Here is a 15,509-nt window from a genome sequence, read left to right on the forward strand (position 1 = left end):
CTGTAGTAATATATTCCACTGGTTTTGAAGATTTGGCTGGTGATCGTCCAATTGTTTTTGCCCCCTACAGCATTTATTTTTTGTTCAAAAGCAATCGGCTGTTGAGATCAAATATCTTCAAGGATACTTTGGTGTCGTGAGGCAAATAATAGCTCACGATGGTCTCATTATTAAATGGATTGGGTTGGTTTTGAGTCAATTTTAAAGTAGGAATGGATGCATTATCTGTCCATTGAAGATTGATCGGATGACTGTTCAATTGACTGTCATATAACTCTGACGACATATCACTTTTCGTATTGAGTGATATAGATTCAATTAAACTACCAGCCTGAGTTGCCTTGAACACCAGAGTATACCATGTCATCTTCGGATCCAATCTCATCGGATCATTGTTGGCAATACTTATTTTCAATTGGTGGTGATCTGTGTGAGTGGCGATGACATCATCACCTAACAATTTGGATTCAATACCCATATATTCCAGGCCCGGATGATTTAAACTCATTTGCAGTCCATAGACCTGGCTTTCATTCTTAGCTGAGACATCTACTCTGATCACCTCGCCAGTCACAAAATTTTTATCGCTAAAACTTAGTTGGAATGGGGTGACATTTTCTCTGCCTTCAAGGTTATTCAATTCATTGCTGAGGCTCGAACCATTGACATCACCTACTTTAACCCCGATAAAATTTATTTCCATCGGACGCTCCAACTCCTGAATATTATAGGTCTCGCCAAATTTGTCCTGTAAAGTACTAGATACATTCGTAAATTGATGAGTAGCATCTATGAATCTCCAGGACTCATTATTAGAAAAATTCTTATCGATACCTAAGATGAGTTTTCGCAGTTCAAGCAAATCGATCCCATTGATATCACCACTGCGATCAATATCAGCGGCTATCATCTTATAGGCTGTAGATAAAGGAGTGATGCCCAGGATATGTTTTTGCATCATGATGAGGTCTACGGTACTCACACCATTTAGCGGATTGATATCCTTTTTAGGAATGATTTCATAAGACTGACCTATCAATAAACCATTGGCTGAATACTTGCCAGGGGCTATATAGGGGTCTGGCAAGGCTACATTATCCTGCATGATCTTCAAATGGACCAGATCTATATCCTTGCCCGTCTCAGTAATAATTTTTCCTTCGATTCCGACTGTCCTTAAGCTGGGCGTAGGTGCAGGATTGGTACAGGCTCCCATATTGTTTTGAATCAATATATAGGTAGCTACAACATCCTGGTTGCCTGCTTCATCTGTGACCCAAAGTCTGACTGCCCTGGTACCGATGCTATCGCAGGTATATATTCGCACTGTATCATTCGTATTGGTGCTGTAAGAAAATTTCAATTTATTAAATGGGGTACAATTGTCGGAAGCGCTACCTTGCAAAAAATAATAACTGGCAAATACTCTGGCCATTGCGGTACCATTCATCAATGAAAGATCTGTTGCCAGACCATTCATTGCGACAGGGGTTGGTTTTTTAGAATCCTTTACAGTGATGATTGTTTTACCGCTGGACACATTTCCACACTTATCACTCACTCTGAACTCCAGGGTATGGATGCCATTGGGCATCATTTGGCTGGCATTTTTACCTGCACCATTTATCAGTTGGAGACCATCGCTGAATAAATCCAGTACATATGTCCATTCAAGATCAGCTGTAGGTGTACAATCAGTGGCACTAGGTACTGGTACATTGACCAGGATGGGTGCACAGGCGTCATTGCCGTTATTAACCGTAAAATTGGCAGGTACGGTGATGACAGGTTTGATGGTGTCCATGACCACGATCGCTTGCGTTCTGACCCACCTGCCTGATTTTGGTACCGTCGGTTCTACCTGGCACCAGTCGACGACAGACCATTTACGAAGTATTTTTTTGCAAGCCCCGGGAGCGAATTGATATATTTCATCTACAAAATCGAAGGCAACTTTCGAACATCCCAGGTCTTTTATTTTAGGCATACCTGTCACACTTGGAGTAGTCACGGCTGCACATATAAAGAAGGTAGTATCTCTGGGCCATTCAAAATCGGCCGTATCATATGGGTCGAATGGATCATTGTTGACCACTTTGATGATTTGCTCACAACTGGATACATTGCCCGCTTTATCTTTTGCATTTATTTTCCTGATAAGGTCTCCAACCAGGCATTGACCAAGCATAGAGATACTATCTATCCATACTGTATCGAGACACATATCCTGGATCGTGGCTGTACCATAATCAGTCAAACTCTTGACTCTTTTGGCTCCTAATTGACGACAATCAATCTCCACACCAGCAGGACAGGTGATAGTAGGACCTACTTTGTCCAGAACCTTCACAGAGGTCATACAATCTGTATAAGGTAAGTCAGTGTATTGATCGAGGCTTACAACTCCCCAGGGTACTATTCCCTGATAGACCCTCATAATGACCATGACCTCTTGACCAGCGTCACTACAACAAAACTTCACTTCATCTGCAAATCGGTTAAATGGATTTGGATAAAGAGATGGAGTCCCTATCGTACAGGGAGGTGTATTCGTCATTCTGCGTACCTTGATGGAGACAGGACCACAATAATCATTACTTCCATCATCAAATGCAGTGGAAGGAAGGCTGACCATACCTAATGCAGGTATTTGAATTATTTTTGGCCCTTTGCAAAAAGCCAATGGAGCCTGACCATCATAGATTTCCAACTCGGTAGTCACAGATTTATTATTGCCACAACCATCAGATGCAGTATACGTGACAGTATGAGTCCCCAGAGGGATATTATCAATCCGTCCCCCATTGGTATTAATGGTAATGCCAGCAACTTCAACAGACACCGATATTTGAGCTGCTGTGGAACAATTATCAGTGACGACAACAGCAGGCAAGGTAGCGGATGCCTGGCAATGTGTACCTGAAACGCTAACATCTGGTAATGGCCCCGGAGAAATAATAGTTGGAGCTACAGTATCTCTGACTTCAATAGTCTGAGTACATGTCATCATAACGGCGGGAGAAGTACACCAATCTATTAGCTTCCACTCACGGGAAAACTTAAAACATCCTTTAGATCCAGATGCCCATAAAGTCACTATCGGAGCAGGTTGCAAAATATTACACGGTATACCCTGGTTTTTTAAAGGTGATCCCAAAATAGCTGTTGTAGTATCGAGCGTGGCACCAGTGATACAATATATTATAGTGTCACGAGGACAAATGACATCAGCCATAGTGATCTTAATAAAGCAAATGGTATCCAGAAAAAATGTATCTGCCAGTCCCATCCTCTTTACGGTCCACTGCCTGAATTCTTTTGAAAAACAAGCAGAATCACATGCGGTACCTGGAGTCATCACTATCCTCACTGGTAACACTTTAGACACAGAAGTCACCGGCCCAAAACAAACCAAATCACCAATCACAGGCTTGGGTATTAAAGAAGTATCTGTATTGCAGGGAAGCGGATAACTTGTCTGCGGAGGGCATGCAGCAAAAAGCGGATGTGCCAGGCAGATTGAAGTTACTAGTATCAATCCTGTCATTTTCAGCCCATAAAGAAATAATTGTTTCATATCAAACTATTTTTTGATTAAATGCAATAAATAACTGTCAGTCAAATACTTACGTATTGACTTATCTGTATACTGCTTGTTTGATATTCTGGTACGGGGCTAAATCAAATTCCACAAAGAATTTTTATAGCATTCCAGTCGGTGGAAAATCAAAATTTTGGGATGGGACTTTATTCTTTGCAAACAAATTACAATAAAGTGTAATTTATATATAATTGTATTTACATCAAATAAACATTACAAAAATATGTAATATGTAAGGGCTTGATATACCTTTAAAGTGGTATTTTATTAATATATATTTAACATATTATTAATAATGAATAAGTGTAACTAACTTATTAACAATAATTTATACGCTTATTCGCAAGAATACAGGCAAATAAATAGCGCTTGTATTAATCTAAAAGATGCACTTTACCAGAGAAATTGTTGAATTGATCCTTGATATTATAAAAATATATACCTGGATATCTGAAAACTCCTTTTTCTACCTTTAGTTGATTGATTCCTTTATTGACCATAACTTTTTGGGTATTGAAGCTTTTACCACTTATATCATACCAGGTGACATTGATCTCGGTGTGTTGTTCACTATGATATAATATGGTCAGATTTTCTCTAAACGGATTTGGATATACCTTCACTCTGCCATCAATGGAATTAGATACCCTGGCTATAGGCTGCTTATTATCCCTTGCTTCCAATTTGGGTATGGTAGATGTCAATTTTGAAGTATCAAATAAGCTCAGATTGATATCGCCGATTTTTACTCCAATGAAATCTGCATCAATACAAATAGAATCCAATTTTCTAAGTTTTATAAAATCCGGCACTGAACTAATATTTTTACCGAGTATATCCAAAGAAGCCAGATTAAAACTTTTAGGGAAAAATCTCCACGCTGGCTGGCTTCCTAAATTATTTTGCCCTTTGGTGAGTAAATAATAACCGAGCAAAAAAGCATCATCCATATCCACTGTATCATTGCCATCTATATCTGCAGCAATCAGCTGATAAGGGCTAAATAAGGAATCGTCTCCTTGAATATAATTTACCAACAGATCATAATCTTCATCTGTCACCCCATCAAAGAAACCTTTGCTTTTATAGGCGGATACTGAATAGTCAATGTCCTTTTTCAACTGTTGGAATTTATATTGACCATTGACCATCAGAGATTTTGATTTGGCTGAGTCAGCGAGTGTCATCATCACACTGTCTAAAGGTGCTTCATACATATTCCACAAAAAACCTGCTATTAATAGAGAATCATGGGCCGCCACAGGCGGTGCAGGTGGTGCTGGCGGAGCTACCGGCTTAGGGCACATCCCTGAGTTGTCTTGAAGATTTAACTTCACTGTACAATAATCTTTATTGCCTGCTTCATCTTCTACCCAAATCTTTAAGGTTTTTATTCCGATACTATCACAAGTATATCTTGAGGGTACTGCAGTAAACTTGAGTTTTTCTTTCGGTGTGCAATTGTCATAAGACCCAGCGTCAAATTTTTTAGGATCTATCACAGTATATATGCCATCTGAATGCCAGCCTATGCCCGCTACTAAGGTGCCCAGGCAATAGGGAGTTGGTGCCGTTTTGTCTAATACGATGACTTTGGTAGTGCAAGTTGAATAATTAGCGCAGCCATCTTTGACAGAAAATATTACTTCAGTAGTGCCAATCGGATATTGACCACTGGCATCAGCAGAATACGGATTAGTCGCATATTTAGAATTGTGCGAAATCACAGATTTTCCATTGCAAGAAGAGGTTGCTGTAGGAACCGGTACATCTACCCATGCGGTCTTACCATAAAGTTCCTGACCTACCTTAACCTCTGGCGTGCAAGTGATGGATGGTTTAGATTTACTAACTAGTTTGATTAACTGAACATGCTCCCAGCGACCCTCTGTCTGATAGCCGTATGCATTCGGATTATAAGTACACCAATCAATTACACTCCATCGCCTGGCTATTTTTCTACAGATACCCGGATCGTTGGGAAAAGTATATTCTTCGTCTTTATAACTAATACCATAATGGCTACAACTATTCTTGCTTGAGATGTCAGGATAACCATATGGATAACTGAGATATTTAGGGTCGGTACTACCAACACAAGCATCCGCTTCAAAGTCTTTAGGCCACCAGATATTGGGATAGCCCCCTCTCGCTTTGACCCAGATCACACTTTTACAAATAGTCGTTTTACCACAACCATCGACAACTTTCCACTCTACCCAAACGCTTCCAATACCACAATCATTTAAAGACTTAGACACATATGGTCCATAGATCCAATAATTAGAACCAGAGACTTCAGGTTTATTGTACTTGATATAATCTAGTTGATCACAATAGATCCATTCTTCTTTTGGGCACCAAACAGATATGGGAGCAGAGCCATAGTGGTTAGTGACCCATATGGTCTGCGTGCAGTAATAAGATCTGGCATAATGATCCACTATCTCCCACTTAATCTCTACATAACCAGCACCACAATTTAGATTAGGTTTGATCCAGGGTCCATACAAAGTATGCGGTCCCCAGACTGAAGGCTTATCCCAATAATTACCGGCTTGATAAGTTTGGTAAGTAATGTCTTTGTCCTTTGGGCAAAATATCTCCAAAGAAGCATATGCATTAGAACTCATACCAAACAATATGATTCCAACCACGAGTGTAATCCATTTTTTCATAGCGACGGCTTTCAATAAACACAAACTTTTATCTTTTGGGGGGAACATAAAAGTAAGTAAAGGAAAACTGTGCGGTAATAGATTTTAAGTTAAAAATTTGGGTTACACTATTATAAAATCAATATTTAATTAAATGATCTATTAACTCATGATATCCGATCACTTAGATATATCAGTACATTGTAATATCAATACGGCTAAAAACAAAAAAGCCCGAAAAATCTCCGAGCTTTATTTTTTAAGTTAACTTTTGTATTAATGATCTTATTTGGCAGACCCTTTTAGGTTAGATGGGATGTCGAAGGATAGAGACAATTCGTGCGCTCCATTATTATATTTTTGAAATTCTTCTAAGGCTATATCATAAGAATAAAACAATTTAAATTTATTGATTCTGGCTCCCAACAGAAAAGTGGTTTTGCTAAATCCACCGATGGAATAAGACACACCACCATATAATTGTTCTTCTAAGAAAGACATTTTTACATTGAGATCAGTTTGAAAAGGCACATTCCTCAATCTCTTGATCATGATGGAAGGCTCTACGGTAAAATTATAATTCTGCACATCAAATTTATATCCTACCCATGCATTAAAATATTTGAAAAAACCATTGTCACTGGTGGTAGTTTGTATCTGATCTATACGAGTTCTAGCCAGGTCCACGATAGAAACCCCAAATTTAAATTTTTCGTTTTGCTCCCCATATATTCCAAGCGTAGTACTAAAAAAATTAAGACCATCTGCAGCTGCTTGAAGTAATGGATCAGGCGACACTACCAGTGGATCAAGTACTGCCCCATTCGCTAATTGCATTCTATAAAATTGCGCTGCCAGACCTGCGTTCATCTTGACCGATCCCATATCAAACAAATAAGCCAAACCAGCCTGAGCTTTAAACTTACTCAAGTCTCCAGCTATGTCATTGTATATCTGACCCACAAAGCCCAATTTAGGGGCGACTGGTCCATCAAAACTCAAGGTATAAGTCTTAGGGGAACCTGGAAAAGAGGCATAAGCATTTTTAAAATTAAAGATCAACTCGTGCTGTTGCTTAAACCCTGCATAAGCCGGATTGACCAATATCGGATGAAATATATACTGAGAATATACTGCCTCATCTTGCGCATGAATACTGATCCCTATAGAAATCATTATTATTAAGGAAAGTAAAACTTTTTTCATGGGTAAGGTTTATTGAATAATTATAGAGTATATCAAAAATTAATTAAGTGTGCGAATTAAGGTTACATATCCTTTATACAGGGAATTTGATTGGCCACTGGTATCCTTTAGTATCCAATAATAGGTACCATCCGGCAGCAAGAACCCATTTTTATCTACTCCATTCCAATCGTTTTGATAATTATTGGTGCTATACACGAGCTGATTCCAACGATTGTAGATAAGCAGTTGATTGGATATATTCCCTGCACAGTTGATGACAAATAATTCATTGAATCCATCTCCATTAGGCGTAAATACTCTGGCAGAGGTATAACAGATTCCATCCGTAGGTTGTAAGTTAAAGGACTGGGATACACTGCATCCCTTGGAGTCTCTAGCTACCACAGAATAGGTACCTGAGTTCAAAAAAGTTCTACTGCCACTGGTACTGCCATCATTCCACTGATAGGATATTGGTGGTGTGCCCCCTGCAGGAGTGATTGAAATTTCACCGTCACTGCCAGCTTTAGTTGGCTGCTTAACTCTAGCGCTGATAGTCAGAGCTGTTCCGGACTCTGTCAGTATGATATCCGCAGAGGTCTTTGTAGCATTTACTGCATCTTTCACAGTCACTTTATAAGTACCTGCCTTCAGGCCCGTTATATCTTTTGATGTGGCTGCAAAACCTCCTGGACCAGTCCAAGCAAAAGTATAAGGTGCTGTACCACCCACAGCAGAGATATTGATAGACCCTCCTGCCAGACCGGCACATGGTGGGCTAACTGGAGTGATATTAGTGATGTCCAAAGCCACACTACCAATCGTGACAGAACCTGTCAATTTACAGTTATTACCATCTGTGATGGTATAAGTATAAGATCCTGCAGCCAGGTTGTTTATATCTTTAGTCGTAGCATTATTGCTCCATAAATAGGTGAGTGTGGGATTGCCTCCGGTCACTGTCAAGACGATCGCTCCATTGCTTTGACCTGCAGTTGGGTCAGTACCTTGAGAGGTAGCAGCCAAAGCTGAGAGGACTACAGGAGATCCCAAGGTCGCCGTTTTGCCCCCACCATCAGTTACCGTTACGTTATAAGATCCAGCTGCCAGGTTAGCAGGATTCTTTGCAATAGTGCTATTTGTCCACGCGTAAGTCAAAGTTCCTGTACCTCCAGTGGTAGTTATTTCGATCGCACCATTGGTTTGCCCTGGGCAAGGATGTGTAATTTTAGAAACAGTCACGCCTAACTGAGACGAACAACTGGCTGTCAAGGTACCAGATTCTTTGGTTGCTGTCAACGCGCCTGTGCTTGAGTTGAATAATACTTTAGTGGGATCGTCTGTAATATTTATAGACGCAGAACCCGGACATGCCCCTGTATATTTATAACAAATTTCAAAAATGGCTTGTCCATCGGCCACCGTTTGGCCGGTAGTGTTCTGATCTATCCATACGCAGGTCATTTTACCCAATGGTGCCAATGATGATCCGAAGTTTCCAGCATCAAAACTGGTAAGACCTTTAAAATTCTGAAGTTTTGTAAATTTAATTTTAGAAGTATCCCAACCCAATGAAAACTGCATTGCGGTAATGCTTTTAAAACCTGTCACGGTCACTGGTACGCAAATTTCCTGATCTTTGTCAACTGCGCCGGATCCTACCTTCATAGTGAGTCCTACCGGTGGCTGGATCACAGTTCCGATATTGACTTTACCACCTGTAAGCACCGCATTGGTACACTTTTGGGCATTTTTGTCAGATATTTCAATCTGAAGTGGACTGTTTGAGAAATCAATATTACTTGATTTGCCATCCGCACCGACCAGTTTAAATTTGATCGTAAAGATTACGGTCCCATTACTTTTGGTAACCCCTTGTTGGTTGTACCAAGAAGTAGTAATATATCCCTGAGCAACTTTGGTAACATTAAATGCGCTTTGAGTCAATTCCGGAAGGTCAAAATCCTGGAGACTCACATATTCTAAAACTGCTGGGTCCCAACGCATAGTCCATTGAACACCTCCGATATCTGTAAAATTTTCAACGGTAATTTTAACCGTAACGATTTCATTGGTTTTACCGCCTTCCGTGGAGGCAGTAAATTTTGCACTACATTGGGCATAACTTTCAGAAACATTGATGAAAGCAACCAATGAAACAAGTAGGCATAAAAAGAGGGTTCTAAATAAATTCATGGATTAGAATTTTAAACACTTGATTGATTATAATTATCGAATGGCCGCAAAGGTAATTGCTTTACAGACACCTGACAAATAACGATTTCAGCCTGATTTTAATTGTTAATAACGCATTGATTTTGAGTTAATTCGTTGGTTTTAACCCAAATCTTACTAAACGTACTGCCAAAATCGTTCCAATTTTTAAAATTAGTACTTTATTATAAAAAAAGAGTCCTCAGGACTAGCCTGAGGACTCTTTATATTAGAAAATTAAAATCTTTCTTAAGATACTAATGGTCTTTCATTTAGTCTACTAAGATCATTTTCTTAGTAGCGCTATAATCTTTAGTTTCGATAGTGTAATACATTACACCAGCTCCACCTACCTCATTGCGGTTTACAGTCTTCTGATTGAAGCCTTTTACACCGTCCTGAGTATATACTCTTACTACTTTACCAGTTACATCTGTGATCTTCAAAGTCACTTTGTCAGCTTTTGCTAATTCATAGCTTATCACTGTAGTTGCTTTGAATGGGTTAGGTGTATTCTGATGTAAAGCATAACCTGCTACTGAATTCTTACCTACTTCTAATGCTACTCCTAAGCTGCCAGCTCCATTATAAGCTTCTGCTCTGGTGTATTTAGAATTGATAATCAAACTCTCGCTTAAGGTCAATGCTTTGGTAGCTTTTACTTTGATGCTGAACAAGATATCATTGCTTCCTGCGCTGATTCCCTTGCTGTCATTCCATGAAGTAGTCACATAACCTTCGCCCAACTTAGTCATACCAAAGTTGCTTTCGCTGACTTTAAGTATTCCACTGTTGATTGATTTTAATTCAAGACCTCTTACTGCCATGCTGAACTGATATCCTTCGATATTGCTGAAGTTTTCTGCTGTGAATTCTATCACTGCTTCTTCTCCTGCTTTCATCTGACGATCTGATGTTCTGAATTTCAACGATGCACCTGCTTCACGAGCTTCTGCTCCCAATAGACTGTGTGGAGTCACTGTTCCGTTGACATCTCCGATTTTTACACCTACGAAGTCACGGCTCAATTCATCTTTGCTCAATCCATTGATATCAATCTTCTCTGGGAAGCCCCATGGAGTAGTGATATTGCTGAAGTTATAAGTCTTAGGTACAAATCTCCATGATGTATTGTTTGGCAGTTTGTCATATACTGTAAGAATCAGTTTACGCAATTCTACCAGGTCTACTGCACTTACATCATTGCTACGATCTACATCGGCTGCAATCACTTTGTATGCGCTGTTCAATGGTTGTACTCCTAAGATATGCTTCTGGATCAATACTAAGTCAATCGTACTTACTCCATTGGTTGGATCGTCATCTCTCTTTGGAGTGATGCTGTAGTCACCTTTCATTGGCAAGCCACTGAATGAATAAGTTCCTTTTGAATCAGTTTTGAATGCAGGGATTGCATTGCTTGTTGTTTTGCTTTCTAAGATTACATTCTCTACCGGCTCTGTGCTTTCGGTGGCTACTTTACCTCCGATGACTGCTGCTACACCTGCCTGATCTTGACAAATATTGCCATTGCCATCCTGGATTAATAAGTAGGTTCTACAGAAATCACTGTTGCCTGCTTTGTCTGTTACATAAATGTCTACTTCTACAGTAGCACTTACACCATTTGGTACATCTGCACAAGTGAAGGTATCACTCGCTGCGCCTGTGGCACTCGCAAATGTGTATGTAAGATCTGCTTTCTTAGTACAGTTGTCATAACTACCTGCATTCAGGTCTGTCGCCCATACTACTACTGAACCATTGCTAGGCATGATCACTGTTGCGATGCCATTGTAACAATATGGTGTAGGTTTTTTGCAATCTTTTACTTCAATGATACATGATGCTGTATCTTCTTTTCCGCAATTGTCTTCAGCAATTACATACAGTTTGTGTTTACCTGGAGTAAGATCGCTGGATACGAATCTCTTCATATTTGGTCCGCTCTTCTTATCTATAGATTTTGTACTGGTATAGTTTAAATCTAATTCCCAACGGAAAGAGATCAAATTAGCTGGAGTACAATTGTCTGTAGCTGCGAAATCAGGACTTGTATAAGTAGGTACAGTACACATTGGATCTGGTTCAGCTCCTGCGCCTGCATATCCACCATAGTAACAGAACAAAGTGTCTTTGCAAGTCACTGAAGGAGGTATGGTATCGATAACTTTGATGATCTGAGTATAGGTTATAAAACCATCACCGTCATCTTTCAATTTTCGATATACACAATATCTGTCAGCACCTGCTACAAATCTGTCATCTATGATCACATCTGCATCCCTGTCATGTACGTTTGGATCGTATTTACACCAGTCAATCAACTTCCAGGTACGAATGATTTTGTAACATGCGTCTGGTATAATGTCATAACGAACATCTTCGTAATTAACACCTACTAATTCGCACTCATCATCCATCACCATCGGTCTGCCGGTTACATCCGGGCTGAAAGCTGCATCAGCTTCACATGCTACCGTTACATCCTCTGGGAACATAACTTCAAAGTCTGATCTGTGCTTGGTATAAATCTTCTGCGTACAAGATACTTTTGAATTATCACACTTGTCACCAACTGTCCAGGTACGGCTGATCCAACCATTTCCACAATTGTCGATGTATTCTTTGTCTTCAACTGTTGGAGTTCCTATCCAGCAATTGTCCCAGATTCTAAACTGAGTACCAGTAGCTAATGGTTGAGGTCCAGCACTTTGGAAGTCAGGCTTCCAGAAGTAATCTTTTGGATTTACTTTGCCTGCTCTGTCATTTATATCTAATACTAACCAGGTATGGCAGTAGATCGGTGTCCATGCATTACCTCTGTTTCTGTTTTTGAAATCAGCGATATCAGACATGCTTTCTCCGTAAGCACTGTTACAAGGATCTACATCTCCACCATGCTCATCCTGATGTACAGGTCCGTAGATACTGCAACCATACCATCCGTATGATTTAACACCAGTACCATCTAAAGTATCGGTAAGTACACCGTCGTTTTCTTTTGTGCTCTCAATATTGTTATAAGGAGCTCCTTTTCATCAACGCATCGGTAATCTTTTGCATTGGCAGTTAAGCCTGAAGTCCAGGAGAAATCACGGCATGCATTTCTAGCATACTCGTATACACCACCTTCAGTGTCGCTTACTCCGTCACAATACCAGAAAATATCATCCGGTCGCTCACATACTGGAGGAGTCTTGTCATCTACTAAGATATTGACCATACAGTCATTATACAAGAAGTCTGAACATCTATTTCCTGGTGCATATGGATCAGTTCCATTGTTAGCAAGAGGTCGTGGGAAATAGAAAACACAATCAAAAAGATAATCAATTGCTGCGCCATCAGTTCCACCTGCATAGAATGTATTGTACAATTTTGTAGATACAGCATCTAAACTCACAGGATTTAGCCCAGGAGCATTTGATGGGAATCCTCCTTTATATTTTGTGGCATCTTTTGCTTTGGTAAACCAAGCTTCCCAATCTGTTCTGCACCATTTTGGAGCAGGTTTGGATGTGCATGACTTAGCGCCATCAGCATGGAAGAAGTGATAGTTATGCCAAGCCCTACATAATTTAGAGGTATTATAAGTATACCAATCATGCTCAGAGCAAGGGAAAACATGTGGGTCATATCTTGGAACACCGCAAGCTTCGTATACTCTAAGTACTACCTGATTGGTACCACACTCGGTCAAATCTATATAGTCTTTGAATACGAAACAATTGATGTAATCAGATAAAAACTTATCATATTGTGGTTTGTACTTCCAATAGTCAGCTTTGCAAGTAGCATCCCAATAAGATGTCCATGTATTTGTATAATAAGTAATGCTATCCATATGAGCAACTGCAAAATGCAATACATTACAGCAATTGTCGCGGCTACCATGATCTAAATCCTGAGCATATACACGTGCCCAGCAAGTCGCTGGATCTACTGTAGTCTGAGTATACTCAATACATACCGGAGTAGGGGGTGTAATATCGTATACGCATACATAATAAGCGAATGTACTAAAATTGTAACATTTGTCTACGACTCTAATATCAACTTCATAACATCCTCCAAAAGGAGATGCGGGCAGTTTAACTTTACCAGGTAAAGTACCAACTTCTACGATTGTCTTACCAGGATGAGAATTGTCTGCGTAAGTAATAGTATAGTTTTGATCAACCGGGCTACAATCATCAATATTCAAGGCTGGCAAGCTAACTGTAGCATAACAGTCATGAGCACTTGCATTATATCTTGGGATGTCTGGATATTCATTATCTACCAATATTGGATTCTCTTTGTCTTCAACCTTGATGTATTGAACACATACAGTATCTCTTCCTGTACACCAGTCAGCTATGCGCCATTCGCGACGGATCTTGAATCCAGCGCCACCTTCGCATATTTTGAGTGGTTTGTCCCAATAGCCTACTGTAGTCTTACAAAGACCCCCGATAGCCGGGTACATAGGTACGCATGAATCGCGAGGAATACAAGTAGGTGGAGTAGTGGCAGGAGTAACAGGTACCCAAACTACATCTTTGATGTAAGGAACCACAAACCCACCATCCAAAGCACCATCAAGTCCATTGATTTTAATTGCTGTTCTGCAATTTTTTGAATGTACAGTAAAAGATCTGGAGAAGGATAGAAAGTTCCGCTTACAGGATTTTTTAGGATCAAACTTTTTAGTCCCATCCTCTGTAAATGAAATTTTAATATTCTTCGGAGTACTGGATAAATCTTTGCAAACTATCCTGCAATTAGCTTCAACCAGATCAGCACACTTGATATTCTTCAAGGAATCACGGGTGATAGACAATATATCACTGCAAGTACCCGTGTTGCCCCAATCATCCCATGTACGGATGGTGCGATATACAAGAGCTATGTACTGTTGATCACAACCATTGCCTTGAGTCTCGAAGCGCATACTTTCAATTTTAGTAGCTCCTCCCTGAGAACAATTGTCTACAGTAGTTCCAAGATCAGCATTGATCTTAGCTACCTGAAAACAAGTCAACGTTCTGTCTTTACAGAATGCTTGTGGTGGTGCTTTGTCTTCAACAGTGACATAACCCCAACAGGAGTTATTACTACCATCTGTAAGCCTAACACTATACACAAATGTGTACCCAATCTGACTGCGATTGACATCGGTACCATTACCTGGTACAGTACCATAAGGATATGATAATGCAACGGTATAAGAAGTACAATTGGCATCAGGATTTTGAAGAAAATCTTCAGCTTGAAAGGTACGGTAACATCCAGGGTCAGCTGGCATACTGGCATTTACATGGTCATTACAGACCAAGTTACAAGGTATTTGTGGATTATCATCTCGACCAGTAGTTTTGACTATTATATCTGCATCCCATCCTGCTGCATTGCCAATTGAAGTTCCGTGAAAAATAAACGTAAGGCAACCATTTAAAGCAGTGCTGGTGTAGGTGGTACCATCTGACAAATTGCCATAAGCATTCAAATTGGCAACCTCAAGGGAATCTTCCCTGAATACAATTGAATCTCTTGAACATAAGGTCTCAAAGCCGCATTACCCAAGTCATGCTATTAAGGTAGATACACAAGTTATTACCTTGATCTAATTGTCGTACTCCAACATTTCTTATAGTTTCTGCCGGATCTTGGATCTAGGCTTACCCGGTCCCCACTATCATAATATTTATCACCGTTAACTACGGTTACATTATTAGTAGCATTATCATTTCCATGCAAAACATCTTTGGCATTTAAGGTGCCGAAAGCTAACATGAGAAACAAAACAGCCAATGAATAAATCGTTTTTTTCATGAGATTTGAATTTTCTAATTGTAAATAAAAAT

General features: G+C 39.8%; 7 protein-coding genes. All 7 read right to left on the reverse strand.

Going from position 1 to position 15,509, the window contains the following annotated elements:
* Window positions 1–73: 73 nt before the first annotated feature.
* Window positions 74–3,577 carry a hypothetical protein gene (locus IPJ09_08670; protein MBK7371501.1) on the reverse strand — a complete coding sequence of 1,168 codons (3,504 nt, stop codon included), beginning with the start codon at window positions 3,575–3,577 and terminating at the stop codon, window positions 74–76.
* A 398-nt stretch (window positions 3,578–3,975) separates the two neighbouring features.
* On the reverse strand, window positions 3,976–6,279 hold the full coding sequence (locus IPJ09_08675; protein ID MBK7371502.1) for a T9SS type A sorting domain-containing protein: 2,304 nt from the start codon (window positions 6,277–6,279) through the stop codon (window positions 3,976–3,978).
* A gap of 264 nt (window positions 6,280–6,543) precedes the next feature.
* Window positions 6,544–7,464, reverse strand: coding sequence for a PorP/SprF family type IX secretion system membrane protein (locus IPJ09_08680; protein MBK7371503.1), 921 nt, complete (start codon window positions 7,462–7,464; stop codon window positions 6,544–6,546).
* Between the two features lie 39 nt (window positions 7,465–7,503).
* The gene (locus IPJ09_08685) at window positions 7,504–9,642 is read right to left on the reverse strand and encodes a gliding motility-associated C-terminal domain-containing protein (protein MBK7371504.1); all 2,139 of its coding nucleotides are present in this window, start codon (window positions 9,640–9,642) and stop codon (window positions 7,504–7,506) included.
* Window positions 9,643–9,932: 290 nt separating this feature from the next.
* Window positions 9,933–12,518 (reverse strand): T9SS type A sorting domain-containing protein, encoded by a 2,586-nt coding sequence (locus IPJ09_08690; GenBank protein MBK7371505.1) that lies wholly within the window; start codon window positions 12,516–12,518, stop codon window positions 9,933–9,935.
* 113 nt (window positions 12,519–12,631) lie between these two features.
* The gene (locus IPJ09_08695; GenBank protein MBK7371506.1) at window positions 12,632–15,151 is read right to left on the reverse strand and encodes a hypothetical protein; all 2,520 of its coding nucleotides are present in this window, start codon (window positions 15,149–15,151) and stop codon (window positions 12,632–12,634) included.
* Between the two features lie 107 nt (window positions 15,152–15,258).
* Window positions 15,259–15,477 carry a hypothetical protein gene (locus tag IPJ09_08700; protein ID MBK7371507.1) on the reverse strand — a complete coding sequence of 73 codons (219 nt, stop codon included), beginning with the start codon at window positions 15,475–15,477 and terminating at the stop codon, window positions 15,259–15,261.
* Window positions 15,478–15,509 lie beyond the last annotated feature (32 nt).

It is taken from the genome of Saprospiraceae bacterium (assembly GCA_016709995.1).
GTDB lineage: Bacteria > Bacteroidota > Bacteroidia > Chitinophagales > Saprospiraceae > JADJLQ01.